The organism is Calditrichia bacterium (genome assembly GCA_020634975.1).
Classification (GTDB): domain Bacteria; phylum Calditrichota; class Calditrichia; order RBG-13-44-9; family J075; genus JACKAQ01.
Window position 1 is genome coordinate 3,269,080 of the sequence record JACKAQ010000001.1, and the last position, 18,108, is coordinate 3,287,187.

Here is an 18,108-nt window from a genome sequence, read left to right on the forward strand (position 1 = left end):
CGCGGAAATACCTTTAAATTAACCGGTGGATTGCATATTAAACCGGAGAGATTGCTATGAAATGCCCCCATTGTGGCACACATTTTTCAGAAACCGGATTTATTTGTCCGGCTTGCCAGCGTAGTGTTTTAAATAAAAAAAACGGTCAGGAGCACCCGAAACTGCAGCGGGCTGCCAAAACGGAAACACCACGGCAATTATTTCAAAATCTGGTTAATTTTGTCCATACGCAGGCGGATTTTCAGCCGGAAACTATCGGTGAAATGGTTGAAAACAGCGAGCAACCAGCGGAGCAAAGACAGGCATCCGGCAAGCCTGTCGCAAGCGATATTTACAGTCCTACGATCCGCCGCATTGCTGAAGTTGACAAAACAGACTCATCTTTTGACAGCACTGTAACAGCCGAATCCAAACCGGCTGAAGCACCAAAACCCGATCATTCTGAACCAACGAAAACAATAGTCGATTCTGTTATTTTGCGCCGTTTTGCACTGGCAACTGTTGGTGCGGTAATTGTTTTTGCGGTTTTTATGGTAATATTTCGTTGGTAGATATTGTCGCAATTATTCTGATTCCCGGTCGATATTCCGGTCGATATCGATTAAAAAAACTCACCTGAATACGATTTTTGCGTTGTTAATTTGAATTATTGTTGATAACTTTGTGAAGTTGAATTACAAAAATACGTAACTTCAAATTAAACAAGAACTACGCAAGATTTACAAATCCTCGTTTTAAAGTCAACCGCTTTATTGGCTGCTATTCAAATTTTTTAATGTTCAGATACATATTTTTAAGGGTGGTATAGTGATTGAGCAAACAGTTTCATCCACCAGGGAAGGTATTCTGATCACAGATAAAACTGCTGACAAGGATTTGTCTTCAGTTGTTGAATTGCAAACGGAACACGATGGCGAATTTTCATTAAATAGCACGATGCTGGCCGGGTTAGTCTGGATTGTGCTGTTGGGAATATCCGTGTTTTTTTGGGGTGGCTTATTGTTTTTTTTAATAAAAAAGCTGGGGTTATAATCGTTTTATGCGGGCAGTAATCCTCCAAAAAACCGGTAATCCACATTCACTTCACATTTCGGATGCACCGGAACCGAAACCCGGTCCGGGTCAGGTTTCCGTTAAATTACAATTCTCCGGAATCAATTACGCCGAAATTCTATCCCGGAAGGGGCTTTACGGCTGGGCTGTAAAACGCCCGTATATTTTGGGGATGGAAGGTTCCGGCATTATCGAGGCCGTTGGTGATGGTGTTAATCCTGCCCGTGTCGGGCAAGCGGTAATGGTTGGCACCCAAAACGGGTGTTACGCAGAAAAAATTGTGGTGCCTTCTGTTCAGGCAATTCCGGTAATTTCCGGTTTTGAAATGTCCGAAAACGCCGCTTTTTTAGTCAATTTTATGACGGCTTGGGTTTCCCTTTTTTCCCTCGCGAAATTGCAACCCGGTGAAAAAGTGTTGATTACTGCGGCCGCAGGCGGTGTCGGCAGTGCAGCGGTTCAGTTGGCTGTCAAACACGGTTGTGAAGTATATGCGTTGGCCGGGAATGCAGAAAAAATCAAATTTCTGAAATCTTTGGGCGTTACCGGAGCAATCAGCTATCACAATCCGGGGTGGCAAAACCAGCTTCGCGATGAAAGCAACGGGTTGGATGTCGTGTTGGAAATGGTCGGCGGTGAAGTGTTTCGCCAGGCGTTTTCGATGCTGAACCCTTTGGGAAGGCTCACAATTGCGGGCTACGCCAGTATGGATTTAAAAAAATGGAACCCTGTTTCTTGGTGGCAAACCTGGCGCGATGCCCCAAAAATCAACATTATGAAACTTGCCCACAAATCAAGTGCTGTAATGGCAACACATCTGGGGTATTTGTTGAAAAATCCCGATTTGATGCAACAAACGTTCGCAGATCTCGAGGCGTTTGTTGTGGCAAACAATATCCGTCCGGTTGTCGGGAAAATTTTTCCGCTGGAAAATGTTGGCGATGCCCATCAATGGATCGAATCGCGAAACAGTATCGGTAAGGTGTTGCTCAAAATTTGAGTAAATGATTGTTTCAACATATATTTGCCTTCCTTTTTTTATTCTGCCTCCTATTTTCAATCCTTTACTTTTTAGCTAAATATAATCCCTTTTTAGTCGAAGTTTATGATTGCAGCCAATGACCGTTTTGGTGTCTGATTTGGTTAAAAAGCCACCGTTGGCATTCAATGCCGTTCTGGGGTGCTGTATAAAAAATGAAGTTAAAAATCACCAAACAAAATTGTGCAAGAAATGAGCGATCAACGACTATTGAAAAACAAAGATAAGATCAAAAAAATTATCGAATTAGCTTGTAAGTTCAAGCTGAACGCAAAGCTGGTTTTCGGTGAAATCGAACAGGATACTTATTTATTGAATGTGAGCGAATCCGGACGGCTTGCGGTTGTTCACCGGCAAAATGAAGCGATTGATGGCGCATTAACTTCCGGCCAACCTGTCACACTGCGGTTCGACTATGTTGAGAGGGGTTATCTGCACATTTTTGCTTTTGAGATAGTTGCACCGGAAAACGATTCCTATAAATATTACGATGCAATCTGGATGAAAATGCCGGAAAGCATGCAGGAACTCACTGTGCCGGAGCCTTATCTTTTTGTTTCCGATGAAGAAAAACCGATCATGTTGAATTTTTCTTTGAAAGATCAAAATTTTAAAGAGGAAATTGTCCGGATTAGTGTTGACGGTGTGCAGTTTTTTGCCCGCTCGAAAAAACTGGATTCCAAAACGCTGTGGGCCGGCCGGAAACTGGAATCGGTGAAAATCGATTTACCGGCAGAGCATGTCCATCTCGAAATGCAGCTGAGTAAACGCGAAGGCAGCGGTTGGCTGACCCGGTTTAACAGCCCGGATCGCGATGAGCTGAAAATTATTCAGGAATACGTTACCCGGAAATTTTTTGAAAGCGCCAAAAAGGAAAAACTGGAATATCTGGTTGATCCGGTGGAGGCGCTGTCAACAAAAGTACGCACCGGACCCAACCGAAAAGTGATCATTTACGAAAGAGATGAAGACACCAACCTGGCGTTGAAAGAATTGTTGGAATCCCGAAATTACAAAGTGATGTGCGCTCTCGCGCCGGAAGAAGCACTGCGCATGTCCCGTGCGGAAAAACCGGGTTTGCTGTTGTTGGATGTATCCTCCCCAAAATCTTCCGGAATGGCAATTTGCCGGGAATTGAAAGGCAATTTTTACACGAAAAATGTGCCGATTTTATTCATGTCGCAGCATTTCAAACGGACAGATTTACCGGTGATCTCGCAATATGGCGCACGGGAAATTACCGAAAAGCCGCTGTATTTGCCGGATGTAATCTACCGTGTGGATCTGATTTTGGACCCGGATAACGCCAAAAAACCACCGCGCCGTTCGGCGATGGCTGCACATCCGGAAGGCAAATCTGCATCGGATGTGTCCGCACCAAATTTTGAAAAAGTTGCGGCACAAATCGCCAAATCTCCAACTATTTTGCTGGCAAATCAGGGTGATATTTTCACACCGCCGCGCGTTCGCCAATGGGCAAATGAACACGGATTTGAATTGATAACGGTCGAAGAAATTCAATCGTTTGAGCAGGAAACACAGCGCTGTAAACCGGTGTTGGCGATCGTAAATTTACAGGATACCAACCAAAAAACAATTGTCGAAAAATGCCAGATGATTCGTTCGGATCTCCGTTTGGCGGAACTCCCGCTGTTTATTACGGATGCCAGCATGTCACCAAATAGTGTGCGAAGGGCGGATAAAAGCACTTTTTTTATCCAGGCGATTTCCGAAAAGTTTTTGAGCAAACTGGATGCGCTTGTTACCAAAATTTCACGAAAATAATCTGCCACATTCGCCGCCAGCCCGGCGGCGTTTTACTTTTTTTATCCGCAATTTCCCGCTGATAATTTTCCCATCTGTTGATTCAAATAATAAAACTGATTTCCATATCATTTCTGTTTTTGTTTGAAAAATGAACGGTTTAAGCGTAAACTTCATCTTCAAACATTTATTTTGAGGAGTGAACTGCCGATGAGCACAATTTTACCAAAAGATGAAAAAATACGCCGGGCTGTGCAATGGATCTCCGATCACCTCGAAAACAATCCCGCTGAAAAATTAATGGGATTGTTAAATCAGGCCGCATCGCGATTTGATCTGTCGCCGACGGAATCAGATTTTCTACTAAAATTTTATAAAGACAGCCGGAAAAATGAACCGAAAGATTAATGCAATTATTTTTGATGCAGATGGTTTGATGATAAACACGGAATACGTCGCAATGCTTGCGTGGCAACAAACCGGCAGAGAATTTGGCTACGATATCCCGCTCGAAGTGCATCAGCAGGTTATCGGGCTGAGTATCGAAGCGTCTGAAAAAGTAATGCTGCGCATTTTTGGCGATGATTTTCCCTATTACGAATTACGCAAACGACGGCTGGAAATTGCCCGGGCGCATGTTCAGGAAAATGGCATGCCCGTAAAAAAAGGCGTATTCGAGTTGCTGGATTATCTGGATTCTCTCGGGATTCCCAAAGCTGTCGCCACGTCATCTGACCGGGACGGTGCAAAATACAAGCTGGAAATGGCGGGTCTTTTCGATCGATTTGGTGCTGTAATTACCAATGATGATGTGCAAAATGGCAAACCGGCTCCGGATATATTTTTGGCGGCAGCGAGATCAATCGCAGCTAATCCGGCCGAATGTCTGGTGCTCGAAGATTCCGAACCGGGCATTCGCGGCGCGCTGGCAGCGGGCATGTTGCCGGTGATGGTCCCGGATCTCAAACCGCCTTCACCTGAAATTACGCAAGTGGTGCATAAAATTTTCCCGACGCTACACGAGGTTTGCGAATGGTTGCAGGAAGTGTGGAAATGACGCGGTTAATCGATGACTAAATCCCGTAAAAATAAATTGTTAAGCAATCGAAAATTGCCGGAAAACGGAACAACCGGCGGCAATAAATTCAAAATTTTAGCCGGAATAACCGGAATTGCAATTTTGCTCGTTGCTTTGTTTCTCTGGCAATTTTGGGCAAGTGCTCCGGTATTCGACGGGGAAAATGCGTTTCGGCACATCGAAAAACAGTGCGCGTTTGGTGCGCGTGTTCCGGGCAGTTCTGCGCATCAGCAGTGTGGCGATTTTTTGGTGGATGAATTCGGGAAATATGCAGATCGCGTGCAGCAACAACCGTTCACGCATCGCGATCGGCGGGATACAGCGACAGTTTTTGCCGGACGTAACATTATAGCTTCATTCAACTTACAACCGGAACGCGGCTACCGGATAATGCTTGCCGCACATTGGGATTCCCGACCGTTTGCGGATAAAGATCCCGATTCATCTCTGCACAATCAGCCGGTTCCCGGGGCCAACGACGGCGCGTCCGGTGTTGCGGTGCTGCTGGAAATGGCACGAATTTTAAATACGCATCCACTGGATTTCGGGGTTGATATTGTGTTGTTCGATCTGGAAGATATCGGCGATTACGGTGCCGCGCTCGACAGCGATTCGCTGAACGGCTTTTGCCTCGGTTCCCAATATTTTGCGGAAACAATGGATAGCTATCGACCCAAATATGGCGTTTTGCTGGACATGATCGGCGATGCAGATTTGCGCATTCCCCGCGAAGGCTATTCGCAATCAAACGCCGGAAATGTAATGCAGATGATTTGGCAGGCCGCAAAAGCAGTAAACGCTACTGCGTTTGTGGATGAAATCGGGGAATCGGTGGTTGATGATCATGTACCGTTTTTGCAGCGCGGCATTCGCGTTGTCGATCTCATCGATTTCGATTATCCCTATTGGCACACAACTGCCGATACGCCGGACAAATGCAGTGCCCAAAGTTTGCAGCAAGTTGGCGATGTGTTGGTTCACCTGCTCTATCAAATTGAAAATAAATAAGTTAGATACGGAGGATAATGGTATGAATTTACAAAATAAAGTTGTTTTGATCACCGGCGGAAGCCAGGGAATCGGATTGGCAACCGCAAAAATGCTCAGTGAAAAAGGCGCAACTGTCGTCATCACTGCGCGAAATGAAGCGAAATTAAAGGAAGCCGCAGCGCAAACCGGGGCAACCGCGATCGCTGGCGATGTCGCAAATGAAGCAGACGTGAAACGCATCTATCAAACGATTTCTGAAACCTTCGGGCGGTTGGATGCATTGGTAAATAATGCCGGTTACGGCTATTTCGATACGTTGGAAAACATGAACGTCGAATCGTTCAACAAGGTTTTTGCCACCAACGTTACCGGTGCAATGCTGATGGCTCGCGATGCCGTTCCGTTTTTCAAAAAACAAAATTATGGCAATATTATCAACATCAGCTCCACCGCAGGACTGCGCGGTTTTGCCGGTGGAACAGCCTATTCTGCAACCAAATTTGCGCTGAAAGCCATGACAGAGTGCTGGCGGGCGGAGTTGCGGCAACATAATGTCCGGGTTATTTTGATCAATCCGAGCGAGGTGCAAACAGATTTTGTGGTCAATTCCGGCAGGGAATCGCGCCAGTTCAACCCGACCAAATTATTGGCGGAAGATATTGCCCACACGGTGTGCGGCGCGTTGGAAATGGCGGATCGCGGATTTATTACGGAGCTGACGGTTTTCGCCACCAATCCGCAGTAAAATTGGATGTGCAGTCATCTTTCGGGTGAAGTTTGATGGCAACACTCCGATAATGGAATCGAAAATGTCAAATTGAACAGGAGTTATATAATGAAAAATCGTCGATCAGAAAAACGGCGTCACCTGATTTATTATTTGCAAGTGTTTAACAGCGAAACCGATCAATTTTTGGGCAATTTGGTGGATATAACGCCGGAGGGATTGATGCTCACCAGCGAACGCCCCATCGAAACCGGAAAAAATTTTAAATTGCGGATGAACATCCAATTTTTGGCGCAAAAGGAAATGCATCTCGATTTGAACGCGGAAAGCCGCTGGTCCAGCACGGATGTCAATCCAAATTATTTCGATACCGGTTTCCGGCTGCAGGATGTCGATTCTGAAACGAAATTGATTATCGATCACCTCATCAAAGAGCTGGGTTTCAACGACTAATCCCGGTAACGCGGAATATGAAAGAACACCATCTCCCGGTTCAACGAACCGCCCGATATTTTACGCTCGGCGAAATTACCGACGCGTTACAGGAAATCTGGTTCGTTTGTCACGGATACGGACAACTTGCCCGCTATTTTTTACGAAATTTTGATCCGATTGCCGATAAATCCCGGTTGATTGTTGCGCCGGAAGCGTTGTCTCGATTTTATTTGCAATCGACGAACGGAAGAATCGGCGCAACCTGGATGACCCGCGAAGACCGCGAAAATGAAATTGCCGATTATCTCGCCTATCTCAACAACCTATCTGAAGCCATTTTTGAAAAAATACCCCGGCAAACGGTTCGAATAATTTTGCTGGGATTTTCGCAAGGTGTTGCGACCATTTCGCGATGGCATCATCACGGGCAAGTCAATGCGGATCGCCTGATTTTGTGGGCCGGATTGATTCCGCCCGAAATTGATCTGCAGATTTCCGGTGAAAAATTTCGCCAAACAGATTTGCATCTCGTGCTCGGCGATGCTGATCCATACGCGCAGCCGGAAATTATCCGTGAACATCGCAGCCGTCTGGCTGATGGCGATGTAAAATTTACAGCACATTCATTTGCGGGTGGTCATATTATCGATGGGAAAACGTTGCAGAAAATCGCCGGAACACCAATTCCGTAAAATTTCCAAAACCCCTATAAAAAGACAAAGCACGCGGAACATGACTTTCGAAATGTTCCGCGCGCTTTGTTTTTTTCGCATTCCGTGCGCAGCATACCGTGCATCCCTACAAGCGTCCTGAAATAATACAAAAGAATATTATTTTTACATGTGATGTGGGCAACATGATTGATATATCAGAAATTTAATATCAAATTTTGCCTGATATATTAGTCACTTCATCGCGTTTTTCGATTGCCAATGTTTCAAAAAAACGGCGGCTGAGTTTAATTCCGCCGGAATCGGGCAATTGCGGCCACGGGAAAATATGCAGCGGTAATTCAAATCGCGCCAATTTTTTTGCCAGAAAATCGAGGATTTTCACCTCATTTAATGGCGTATCTGTTTCCACAAAAGCAACCGGACGTTGCCCGAATTCGTTGTCCGGCACCGGGACAACCAAGCTTTGGCGAACGCCGGGACATTCATTTAACGCAGCCTCGATGGTTTCAGGTTGAATATTTTCGCCGCCGGAAATAAACATGTTGTCTTTCCGCCCGGTAACGTGCAAAAATCCGTTGCCATCTATTTTCCCGATGTCGCCGGTGCGGAAAAAGCCATCGGCTGTAAATGGCTGTTGGCAACTGCCATTTGTCCAGTATCCGCGAAACAGGGTTTTGCCGCCAACACATATTTCGCCATCGGCTTCGATGCGTAATTCCCGAAAATTCAGCAATTTACCGGAATTTGACAATTCTGCGGCGGTGGCATTTTGCGGCGTCGCGGTAATTTGCGAACTCATTTCTGTACTGCCGTAACTGGTGTGAATGGGAAGTTTCAGCCGGATCGATTCCGCAATCAATTGTTTGGGAATGGCGCTGCCGCCGAGCAAAATGGCAGTCATTTTTTGCAGCAGCGGGATGTTCGAATCCGTTTGCAGCAACCGGAAAAGCTGGGTTGCAACCAGCGAAATATGCGTCACACCCAACGACCGGATCGCCGCTGCCAACGACGTTTCCGGTGCGGGAATGGCAATTGCACCGCCACCGGTAATTGCACGAAAAACAATCGCCAACCCGCCAACGTGATACAGCGGCAACGCCAGCAGCCAGCAATCATCGCCCGCACCAAAAGGAATATTTTGGTTGGCGCCCAGTGCGCTAAAATAGTGGTTTCCGAACGAGTGCACCGCAGCCCGCGGTTTGCCGCTGCTGCCTGAAGTAAAAATAATCGTTGCCAGTTTTGTATGATTTTCCGGCTTCGCCAGCCAGTCGCGAAAACTAAATTTTTGCGAATCAACAATGCTCGGTTGTCCGGGAAATTCTGCCAGATTGAGCGACATACAGCCGGGAATATTGCTGTTAACAGTGGTGGTGGAATGGAGAAAAATAGTTGCGCCGACAGCGGTAATTGCATCCAAAATTTGTTCAGCAGAAAATCGGGTGTTAATGGGCGTCGCGATGGCGCCAACTTGCCATATCGCAAGCAATAGTGAAATATATTGTGCGCTATTTGGTGCTGTGATGGCGATCCGGTCACCCGGTTTTATACCGTATTCGCGAAGTTTTATCGCTATGTTATCTGCCCAGCCGGCTATTTCGGGCAGGCTGAAATTGCCATCCGGCGAACGGAGAAACACCAGATTTTCTTTTGGCATTTCCGGCTCCGGCATTACTGGGTGCGCCATTGTTTATATGCATCCGATTTCAAAAATTCACTGAACAATTCATTTGCCTGCATGGCGTCATCGGAGAATGCCATGCCAGCATTTTCTTCCAAACTGACCATCATCGCAACCACACCGCTAAAATTTCGATTTTCCAAATAAAGCTCGATCAATTGATAGTGCGGCTCGGCCAGCCACGGTTCTAACTCGATGGCCATTTTCTGATATTGTTCGTACAACCCAAATTCTTTTTGGGCGTAATAAATATTGCCCATCATGTAATGCAAATAACCGTCATCCTCACCGACATTTTGGCTCAACCTGTGCAACGCCGCGAGGCTGGATTTGTAATCCTGTTTGACGAGAAAATAATCGATCAACAGCAGATCGAGGCTGGGATCATCCGGATAACTATCGCGAAATTTTTCGACATATTCGACCATTAAATCATTGGAAATATTGGAAATACAAATAATGTGCAGTAGCTGAACAGCTTTCATTTTTTGCACGGATGATGCCATGCTGAGATAAATTTCATGCGCTTTTTGGAAATCACCGGCGATGCGCGCCTGCTTCATTTCCGCAAGTTTGGGCAGCTCGTTAATATAGCGGCGCTTTTCGCCAAAAATTTGTTCGCCCATGCTTTTCAAATAATCCGTGAACGAATCCGTATTGAGCAGCATTGGTTCAATCAAAATGCGAAATGTATCGCTGAGGTATTCGCCGGAGAGGTAAATGTATACGTCAATAATTTCAAAATCGCGATCATAAATAATGTCAAACTGATGATAATTTACACCGATATTCATCCCCGCCAGCCGAAAAAGCGCCCGGATCGTATCGCTACTGGTGTCGTAATTCATCGCCATGTAGTGCCCGTCTTCGCCCATTCCCTGAATTATTTCGGCACCGAAATTGAATTGCTTATTGAATTCGCTTTTCAATTCCTGTTCCATTTTTTTGGTGACAGCCAGCCCATGCAGCGATTTATCCAGCAATTTATCCATTTTTATGTGTTGATTGAGCGCCTCCGCATCACCGGCGGCGAGCCCGTACTGGATGGAATAGAGAAATTTTTCGATAAGTGAATCTGCCGGAATTTCCGCTCTGCCGGCAGTCAGCAATGTAATTGTTAACAATAGAACAGATGTAAATCGATTCATCAACCCTCACCTTGATTTGTGGATTTCTGATGATATGTGGTAGAAATATACCCATTTGTGGATAAAATTGACAGTGATAAACGCCATCACGCCCATTTTATCCGCGGCTTTTCAAGCTGCGCCACCGTAAGTTTTGTCGGAATCTTTGATGACAAACCGCGCTTTTAGTCGCGCCACTTCGCTGGCTAAACCGGCGATTTCCACCGAGCGCAGCACTTCGTTAAAATCTTTGTATGCTGCGGGTGCCTCGTCGCGGGGATAGTTGCGGCAATTCGTCAAAATATCCCGGTTTTCGAACGAGCGATCCACTTCGGCTTGATCGAGCGAACGGATGGCCTGTTTGCGACCCATCATCCGACCGGCGCCGTGATTGACGCTGTAGCAGGTCAGCTCCGCACCCGGTTCCGCGACCATCACCGCCGATCCGCCCTGCGGATTTCCCGGCAGCAAAATCGGGTGGCCTGTGTCGTAAAACGGTGTATTTTTCAATCCGTGATGTCCGGCCGGAAACGCCCGGGTCGCGCCTTTGCGATGCACCCAGGTTTTTTCGTTGCGCAAAATCTCCTGCCGCGCGATGTTGTGACTGATAAAATACACCAGTTCGCCGGAAACACCGGGAATCACTTCCTGAAATGCTTCCAGCACCAAACTGTTAATTAACAAATGGTTAACCGTTGCGAAATTACCTGCCAGCGCCATATCGTCGATGTAATTGTTCGCTTCCACAGTGCCGAGCGGCGCGTACACCAGATCGTGATCACCCGCCGGAAACGGCGTTCCCCATTGTTTAAACTGATTTTTCAGCAGCTTGAATTGATAATTCGCCAGCGTGAATCCGAATCCGCGCGAGCCGCAATGCGACAAAAACGCCACGTGCCCGTCCTTCAGCCCGAAAACTGCTGCGGCGCGTTGGGCACGTTCTGTTGGCGCGATGGCCACGCTTTCGCATTCACCGAAATGATTACCGCTGCCGTACGAACCCAACTGGCGGATTTTTTCCTCAAATTTATTGAAATTACCGTTGTCGATCATCCATTGCAAGCGATGATCCAGCGCGTCGCGGCTGCCGTCGTGTCCGGTATGAAACGCATCTTCGCAGTGATTCGCCCAGTGCGGCGGAATGCCCAGCGCCTCGCAAACGGCTGCCGATGCGCCTTCGATGACCGCTTTTCGCCCCAAATCCGGATCGACATGCCGCGCTTTTTTGACAGATCGCTGTCCGCGTCCGGCGCCGGTGGGTGTGCGCTCTTCAATCGCGTTGATGATGGCCCGCCGCAACTTGCGATCGTTGATTTCGCTGTCCGGCAAATCGAGTTGCAGCAAACTCATCGAACATTTGATGTCCACGCCAACCGGTCCCGGATAAATATGCGTCGGGGAGACCAGCACGCAGCCGACCGGTGCGCCGTACCCGACGTGCGCATCCGGATTGAGCACCACATCCGTCACGCCCGGCGATTCGCAAACGTTCAGCGCCTGCGAAATGCAGCCTTCGTCAAATGTTTCGCGGATGGCTGCCGTGCCAATCACCGTTGCCGGTTTCAATTTGTTGTTGCGTGCCGGCAAAATCGCAGTGGCTTCGCCGGTGGGAATCAGTTGGGTATTTTCTGTGGTCATTTTGTTACCTGTTACCGTTTTATTTATTTAAAGATTGTCGCAAAGTCACGGGGATCGCAACGGTTTTTTTTATTTGCCACTTACATAATTTCACTCTCCGTTTGGAAATCCGTGCTAAACTCATTTACATTTTGTTGGCGAAAGTTTTTTAAGTCTAAAGGAAAAAGTGAAAAGGTAAAAAACGCGACAATTTACCGGATCATTCTCCGTTTTCCTTTTTACTTTTACCCTTATCGTCATTTCTCTTTTTCCGAAAATAACTGTAAATTAGGCAGTTACGAAATGTTTACCGCGACAACATGAGGTTCAGCCAATGGCAACTATCGAGCAAAAAATTACCAACAAAATACGGATTGTTACCGCGGCATCGCTGTTTGACGGGCACGATGCGAGCATCAACATCATGCGGCGCATTCTGCAAAGCCAGGGCGCAGAGGTGATCCACCTCGGACACAACCGCTCTGTTCAGGAAATTGTGGATGCCGCCATTCAGGAAGATGTGCAGTCGGTTGCCATCACCAGTTATCAGGGCGGGCACATCGAATTTTTCAAATATATGTATGATTTGCTGGAACAGCGCGGCGCGGGACATATCAAGATTTTTGGCGGCGGTGGCGGCACCATTTTGCCGGATGAACTGGACGAACTGCACAATCACGGTATCGCGCGGTTGTATTCACCGGAGGACGGGCGCGAAATGGGGCTTGTCGGAATGATTCGCGATTTGCTGCACCAAAGCGACTTCGCCACCAAAACTGAATCGAGCGGCGACGAACTCACCCAAATTCAGGCCGGCGATGTGAACGCAATTGCCCAAACGTTAACGCTCATCGAAAATCATCCCGAAAAAGCAGAAAAAATAATTGCCGATTTGGCAACATTAGCCGCAAAAAAGCACGTTCCCGTTTTGGGGATTACCGGTACCGGCGGTGCCGGAAAATCGTCGCTAACTGATGAGCTGGTCAGGCGTTACGTCACTGATTTTGAGGATAAAACCATCGCGATTATTTCCGTCGATCCGTCCAAACGGAAAACCGGCGGCGCGTTGCTCGGCGATCGCATCCGCATGAACGCGATTTACAATCCGCGCGTGTACATGCGCAGCTTTGCCACGCGACAGGCGCATATGGCGCTCAGCAAAACCGTGGTGCCGTCCATCAATTTGCTGAAAGTTGCCGGATTTGACCTGATTATCGTGGAAACCGCGGGCATCGGGCAAAGCGATTCGGAAATTACCGAACTGGCGGATGTTTCCGTTTACGTGATGACCCCGGAATACGGCGCGGCAACCCAGCTCGAAAAAATCGACATGATCGATTTCGCCGATCTGGTGGCGCTCAACAAATTCGACAAACGCGGTGCGCTGGATGCGCTGCGGGATGTGCAAAAACAGTATCAGCGCGGACACGGAAAATTCGACCAGAAACCGTCGGCAATGCCGGTGTACGGCACCATCGCATCGCAATTTAACGATCCCGGCACGAACTCGTTTTACCGGGCGATCATCGATAAACTGGTGGAACGCTGCAATCTCGACTGGCAATCGGGTTACGAAATCAGCGCGCAGATGAGCGAGAAAATCCACATTATTCCGCCGGATCGGGTGCGCTATCTCGCCGAAATTGCTGAAACCAGCGATCGCTACAAACAATTTGTGGACAAACAGGTCGGGTTGGCACGGCAGGCATTCCAGCTTCGCGGGACGATCGATTTGCTCAAATCGCAGCAAAAAAACACCGCCGAACTCGAGCAATTATTCGATGACACCTGGCGCTCGATTGACAAAGATTGCCAGGATATTCTGGATAATTGGGACGCCAAAAAGCAGCAATACAGCGATGAATTTTTCAAATACAGCGTTCGCGGGCGCGAAATAAAAGTGCCCAATTTTAGCGAAACGCTCAGCCACAACAAAATTCCCAAAATCGCGCTGCCCAAATTTGCGGATTGGGGCGAAATTTTGCGTTGGGCGCTGCGCGAAAATGTGCCGGGCGAATTCCCGTACACCGCCGGCGTTTATCCGTTCAAACGCACCAACGAAGATCCCACCCGCATGTTCGCCGGCGAAGGCGGACCGGAGCGCACCAACCGCCGCTTCCATTATTTGAGCGACGGCATGCCCGCGGCGCGGCTGTCCACTGCGTTCGATTCGGTAACGCTGTATGGCGAAAATCCCGATTTCCGCCCGGATATTTACGGAAAAATCGGGAATTCCGGCGTTTCCATCGCCACTTTGGACGATGCGAAAAAGCTGTATTCCGGCTTCAATTTAGCTGAACCGACCACTTCTGTTTCAATGACCATCAACGGTCCGGCGCCGATGCTGCTCGGGTTTTTCATGAATGCCGCCATCGACCAGCAATGCGAGATCTACATAAAAAACAACGGTTTGGAAGAAAAAATCTCTGCCAAGCTCGACAAGATTTTTGCGGAAAAAGAATTGCCGCGACCGCAATATCACGGCAATCTGCCGAAAGGCAACGACGGATTGGGACTGATGTTGCTAGGCGTTACCGGCGATCAGGTGTTGCCCCGCGATGTGTACGAAAAAATCAAAGCCGAAACCATCAGCCAGGTGCGCGGCACGGTGCAGGCGGATATTCTCAAAGAAGATCAGGCGCAGAACACCTGCATTTTTTCCACCGAATTTGCTTTGCGAATGATGGGCGATATTCAGGCGTATTTCACGGAAAACAAAGTGCGCAATTTTTATTCGGTGTCGATTTCCGGCTATCACATCGCCGAGGCGGGCGCGAATCCCATTTCGCAGTTGGCGTTTACGCTGTCCAACGGTTTTACGTTTGTAGAATATTACCTCAGTCGCGGGCTGCACATCGACGATTTCGCGCCGAATTTGTCGTTCTTTTTCAGCAACGGCGTCGATCCGGAATACGCGGTGATCGGTCGGGTGGCGCGGCGCATCTGGGCAAAAGCGATGAAATACAAATACGGCGCGAATCCGCGGTCGCAGATGCTCAAATATCACATCCAGACCTCCGGGCGTTCGCTGCACGCGCAGGAAATTGATTTCAACGATATCCGCACCACGCTGCAGGCGCTGTACGCGATTTACGACAACTGCAACAGCCTGCACACCAACGCCTACGACGAGGCGATCACCACGCCGACGGAAGAATCGGTGCGGCGAGCAGTGGCGATCCAACTAATTATTAATAAAGAACTTGGATTGGCAAAAAATGAGAATCCGCTGCAGGGCGCGTTTATTATTGAGGAATTGACCGATCTGGTGGAAGAAGCGGTGCTGACGGAATTCCGACGCATCACCGATCGTGGCGGCGTGCTCGGCGCGATGGAAACGATGTATCAGCGCAACAAAATTCAGGAAGAATCGCTGTATTACGAATCGCTGAAGCACAACGGCGAGCTACCGATCATCGGCGTGAACACATTTTTGAGCAAATCCGGCTCCGAATTTGTGCTGCCGAAAGAAATCATTCGCTCCACAACGGAGGAAAAAGAGCAGCAAATTCTCAACCTGCAAGCATACGAATCGCGTAACGCGGCAGCGGCAACATCCGCGCTGCAATCGCTCAAAAAAGCGGCAATCCACAATGAAAACGTGTTCGAACAGTTGATGGAAGTCTGCAAATTTGCATCGCTCGGTCAGATTTCCGCTGCGCTGTATCAGGTTGGCGGGCAGTATCGCCGGAATATGTGAGCGTTCCAACGCAAATGATTCCGCGGAAGCTATGAATTTTCCCATGTGTTTTCAAAAGAGGTTGAATAAATGAGCAATAGTAAAAAAGCTGTGTTATCACAGCATCAAATAGACGCATTATACAGTATTTTAAAAACGCGTTTTGAGAAAAACATGAATCGCCATTCAGGAATTGAGTGGGCAAACGTTCAGGCTAAACTGGCTGCAAATCCTGAAAAACTGTGGTCGCTCAACGAGATGGAACAAACCGGCGGCGAACCGGATGTTGTCGGATTCGATACAGCATCGGGTGAGTATATTTTTTATGATTGCGCAGCGGAAAGCCCCAAAGGTCGCCGGAGCTTGTGTTACGACCGTGAGGCGTTGGAAGCGAGGAAAGAACACAAGCCAAAAAACAACGCGATGGATGTGGCTGCCGCAATGGGTATCGAAATTTTATCCGAAGAAGAATACCGGGCACTTCAGAAATTGGGTGATTTTGATTTGAAAACATCCAGTTGGGTGAAAACACCCGCCGAAATCAGAAAACGCGGCGGCGCCATCTTTTGTGACCGGCGCTACGATCATGTGTTTACCTATCACAACGGCGCGGAATCGTATTACGCAGCCAGGGGATTTCGGGGTTCGCTTAAAATCTGATTGCGTCGATTGAGATACGGCGGCAGTTGGAATCTGTAAATCAAAAAAGAAAGAAAAACCGGTGAACAAAAAAGCAGAAATCTCGCCAAAAAAAATGCAGTTGAGAGCGATTGGGCTGATTGTCGGATTAATTGCCGCATTTTCAGTCGTATTTGCAGCAGCAGCGTCGATGCGTGAAACGGCGCGGCTGGTTGATATTGTTGCGCTGTGCGGCGGTTCGTTTGCCGCAGGTGTTGCATTTGTTCAAACGGTGCAGTTTTTCAAAAATAAACCTAACATTTAACGATCGCGAAACCTCCCGGAAAACCAATGAAGCTGTGGGAAAAGAAAAATCAGGAACAAATAAAAGCGCGGATTTTTGGCGCGCTGGATAAAAACGTCAATTATTTTGAACAGAATATTTTGGGGATTCCGGCATCGCATCTGGATAGCAAAGTGTTTTATCAGGATGCGCCATTTTTAAAAGAAGCGCCGTTTATTTCCACGCTGGTGCACAATCCCAACCACATTGGCTGCCACACATTGGGGAAATCCGAACATTTTTTTGGCGGGACACAGGAAATCGAACGCGAAGTGATCGAAATTTGCGCATCGGAAATTTTGGGCGGAAATTTCGGCGAGCAGGACGGTTACGTCGCGTCCGGCGGCACAGAGGCGAACATGCAGGCGATTTGGGTGTATCGCAATTATTTTATGCGCGAACGCAATGCGAAGCCATCGGAAATTTGTGTGCTTTGTTCGGCAGACAGCCATTATTCGATGGACAAAGCCGCGAATGTTTTGGGTGTGGAAAAAATCAGCGTTGCGGTAAATCCGGACGATCGGACGATCGAAGCGCCGACGGTTGCAGCCGCGATAGAATCCGCCCGGAGCAACGGCAAACGCTATTTTATCGTTGTCGCCAATATGATGACAACCATGTTCGGCTCCGTAGATAACGTGAATATTTACATTGATTTACTCGATCAGCAATCGTGTGAATACCGCATTCATGTGGACGGTGCATACGGCGGATTTTACTATCCGTTTACCGATCAAACGACCAACCTGAATTTTTCCAATCCCAAAATTACATCGGTAACGCTGGATGCCCACAAAATGGTGCAGGCGCCGTATGGCACGGGCATTTTCCTCATTCGCAAAGGCTGGATTCAGCACGCCAACACCAAATCCGCCAGCTACGTAGAGGGCGAGGATTTCACGCTGATCGGCAGCCGCTCCGGTGCAAACGCCGTTGCTATCTGGATGATTCTGATGAAAAACGGCCCGTTTGGCTGGCAGGAAAAAATCTTCATTTTGCAAAAACGCACCGACTGGCTTTGCGAAAATCTGGACCGGTTGAACATCGGTTACTATCGCCACCCGATGTCCAATATTGTGACCATCAAACAGGAATTTGTGCCACGCAAAACGGCGGACGCATTCGGGCTGGTGCCCGATAATCACGCCAATCCCAACTGGTTTAAAGTAGTAATTATGGAACATGTGACTATCGAGAAACTAATTCCGTTGATTGATCAATTGTCAGAAAAACAATAGGTTAGATAATGTCTTTTTCACAACCATTACCCCAAAGGCTAACCATTACCA

The 18,108-nt window shown here is 47.9% G+C and carries 17 protein-coding genes; 14 read left to right on the plus strand and 3 right to left on the minus strand.

Annotation, left to right across the window (positions count from 1 at the left end; all coding sequences use genetic code 11):
* Positions 1-56: 56 nt before the first annotated feature.
* From H6629_13095 to H6629_13140, 10 genes are all read left to right on the plus strand, one after another.
* Positions 57-551 (plus strand): hypothetical protein, encoded by a 495-nt coding sequence (locus tag H6629_13095; protein MCB9068731.1) that lies wholly within the window; start codon positions 57-59, stop codon positions 549-551.
* 256 nt (positions 552-807) lie between these two features.
* Positions 808-1,032, plus strand: a complete 225-nt coding sequence (locus H6629_13100; protein MCB9068732.1) for a hypothetical protein — start codon at positions 808-810, stop codon at positions 1,030-1,032.
* Positions 1,033-1,039: 7 nt separating this feature from the next.
* Entirely contained in the window at positions 1,040-2,050 is a 1,011-nt protein-coding gene (locus H6629_13105; protein MCB9068733.1) for a zinc-binding dehydrogenase, read from the plus strand.
* A 231-nt stretch (positions 2,051-2,281) separates the two neighbouring features.
* A complete protein-coding gene (locus H6629_13110) occupies positions 2,282-3,874 on the plus strand; it encodes a response regulator (protein ID MCB9068734.1) in 1,593 nt (530 codons plus the stop codon).
* Between the two features lie 189 nt (positions 3,875-4,063).
* Positions 4,064-4,261 (plus strand): hypothetical protein, encoded by a 198-nt coding sequence (locus H6629_13115; protein MCB9068735.1) that lies wholly within the window; start codon positions 4,064-4,066, stop codon positions 4,259-4,261.
* Positions 4,245-4,910 carry an HAD family phosphatase gene (locus H6629_13120; protein ID MCB9068736.1) on the plus strand — a complete coding sequence of 222 codons (666 nt, stop codon included), beginning with the start codon at positions 4,245-4,247 and terminating at the stop codon, positions 4,908-4,910. Before H6629_13115 ends, H6629_13120 begins: the two co-directional genes overlap by 17 nt.
* 12 nt (positions 4,911-4,922) lie before the next feature.
* A complete protein-coding gene (locus H6629_13125; GenBank protein ID MCB9068737.1) occupies positions 4,923-5,939 on the plus strand; it encodes a M28 family peptidase in 1,017 nt (338 codons plus the stop codon).
* Between the two features lie 22 nt (positions 5,940-5,961).
* Positions 5,962-6,666, plus strand: a complete 705-nt coding sequence (locus H6629_13130) for an SDR family oxidoreductase (protein MCB9068738.1) — start codon at positions 5,962-5,964, stop codon at positions 6,664-6,666.
* A gap of 90 nt (positions 6,667-6,756) precedes the next feature.
* Positions 6,757-7,101: a PilZ domain-containing protein gene (locus H6629_13135; GenBank protein MCB9068739.1), complete on the plus strand. Its 345-nt coding sequence runs from the start codon at positions 6,757-6,759 to the stop codon at positions 7,099-7,101.
* A 17-nt stretch (positions 7,102-7,118) separates the two neighbouring features.
* On the plus strand, positions 7,119-7,775 hold the full coding sequence (locus H6629_13140) for a phospholipase (protein ID MCB9068740.1): 657 nt from the start codon (positions 7,119-7,121) through the stop codon (positions 7,773-7,775).
* 190 nt (positions 7,776-7,965) lie between these two features.
* On the opposite strand, the gene menE is transcribed toward H6629_13140, so the two are convergent.
* From menE to H6629_13155, 3 genes are all read right to left on the minus strand, one after another.
* Complete coding sequence (menE, locus tag H6629_13145) at positions 7,966-9,441, minus strand: o-succinylbenzoate--CoA ligase (protein ID MCB9068741.1); 1,476 nt, start codon at positions 9,439-9,441, stop codon at positions 7,966-7,968.
* Entirely contained in the window at positions 9,426-10,583 is a 1,158-nt protein-coding gene (locus tag H6629_13150) for a hypothetical protein (GenBank protein ID MCB9068742.1), read from the minus strand. Before H6629_13150 ends, menE begins: the two co-directional genes overlap by 16 nt.
* 111 nt (positions 10,584-10,694) lie before the next feature.
* Positions 10,695-12,200, minus strand: coding sequence for an RtcB family protein (locus tag H6629_13155; protein MCB9068743.1), 1,506 nt, complete (start codon positions 12,198-12,200; stop codon positions 10,695-10,697).
* Positions 12,201-12,513: 313 nt separating this feature from the next.
* On the opposite strand from H6629_13155, the gene H6629_13160 reads away from it, so the two are divergent.
* From H6629_13160 to H6629_13175, 4 genes are all read left to right on the plus strand, one after another.
* Positions 12,514-15,879, plus strand: a complete 3,366-nt coding sequence (locus tag H6629_13160; GenBank protein ID MCB9068744.1) for a methylmalonyl-CoA mutase family protein — start codon at positions 12,514-12,516, stop codon at positions 15,877-15,879.
* A gap of 69 nt (positions 15,880-15,948) precedes the next feature.
* A complete protein-coding gene (locus H6629_13165; GenBank protein ID MCB9068745.1) occupies positions 15,949-16,518 on the plus strand; it encodes a DUF4256 domain-containing protein in 570 nt (189 codons plus the stop codon).
* A gap of 61 nt (positions 16,519-16,579) precedes the next feature.
* Positions 16,580-16,801, plus strand: coding sequence for a hypothetical protein (locus H6629_13170; GenBank protein ID MCB9068746.1), 222 nt, complete (start codon positions 16,580-16,582; stop codon positions 16,799-16,801).
* 26 nt (positions 16,802-16,827) lie between these two features.
* Positions 16,828-18,057 carry an aspartate aminotransferase family protein gene (locus H6629_13175; GenBank protein ID MCB9068747.1) on the plus strand — a complete coding sequence of 410 codons (1,230 nt, stop codon included), beginning with the start codon at positions 16,828-16,830 and terminating at the stop codon, positions 18,055-18,057.
* Positions 18,058-18,108 lie beyond the last annotated feature (51 nt).

Bases quoted from the DNA above. Each gene is read 5' to 3' on its own strand.
- H6629_13095 (MCB9068731.1), top strand. From the start codon at position 57: ATGAAATGCCCCCATTGTGGCACACATTTTTCAGAAACCGGATTTATT.
- H6629_13105 (MCB9068733.1), top strand. From the start codon at position 1,040: ATGCGGGCAGTAATCCTCCAAAAAACCGGTAATCCACATTCACTTCAC.
- H6629_13110 (MCB9068734.1), top strand. From the start codon at position 2,282: ATGAGCGATCAACGACTATTGAAAAACAAAGATAAGATCAAAAAAATT.
- H6629_13115 (MCB9068735.1), top strand. From the start codon at position 4,064: ATGAGCACAATTTTACCAAAAGATGAAAAAATACGCCGGGCTGTGCAA.
- H6629_13120 (MCB9068736.1), top strand. From the start codon at position 4,245: ATGAACCGAAAGATTAATGCAATTATTTTTGATGCAGATGGTTTGATG.
- H6629_13125 (MCB9068737.1), top strand. From the start codon at position 4,923: ATGACTAAATCCCGTAAAAATAAATTGTTAAGCAATCGAAAATTGCCG.
- H6629_13130 (MCB9068738.1), top strand. From the start codon at position 5,962: ATGAATTTACAAAATAAAGTTGTTTTGATCACCGGCGGAAGCCAGGGA.
- H6629_13135 (MCB9068739.1), top strand. From the start codon at position 6,757: ATGAAAAATCGTCGATCAGAAAAACGGCGTCACCTGATTTATTATTTG.
- H6629_13140 (MCB9068740.1), top strand. From the start codon at position 7,119: ATGAAAGAACACCATCTCCCGGTTCAACGAACCGCCCGATATTTTACG.
- menE (MCB9068741.1), bottom strand. From the start codon at position 9,441: ATGGCGCACCCAGTAATGCCGGAGCCGGAAATGCCAAAAGAAAATCTG.
- H6629_13150 (MCB9068742.1), bottom strand. From the start codon at position 10,583: ATGAATCGATTTACATCTGTTCTATTGTTAACAATTACATTGCTGACT.
- H6629_13155 (MCB9068743.1), bottom strand. From the start codon at position 12,200: ATGACCACAGAAAATACCCAACTGATTCCCACCGGCGAAGCCACTGCG.
- H6629_13160 (MCB9068744.1), top strand. From the start codon at position 12,514: ATGGCAACTATCGAGCAAAAAATTACCAACAAAATACGGATTGTTACC.
- H6629_13165 (MCB9068745.1), top strand. From the start codon at position 15,949: ATGAGCAATAGTAAAAAAGCTGTGTTATCACAGCATCAAATAGACGCA.
- H6629_13175 (MCB9068747.1), top strand. From the start codon at position 16,828: ATGAAGCTGTGGGAAAAGAAAAATCAGGAACAAATAAAAGCGCGGATT.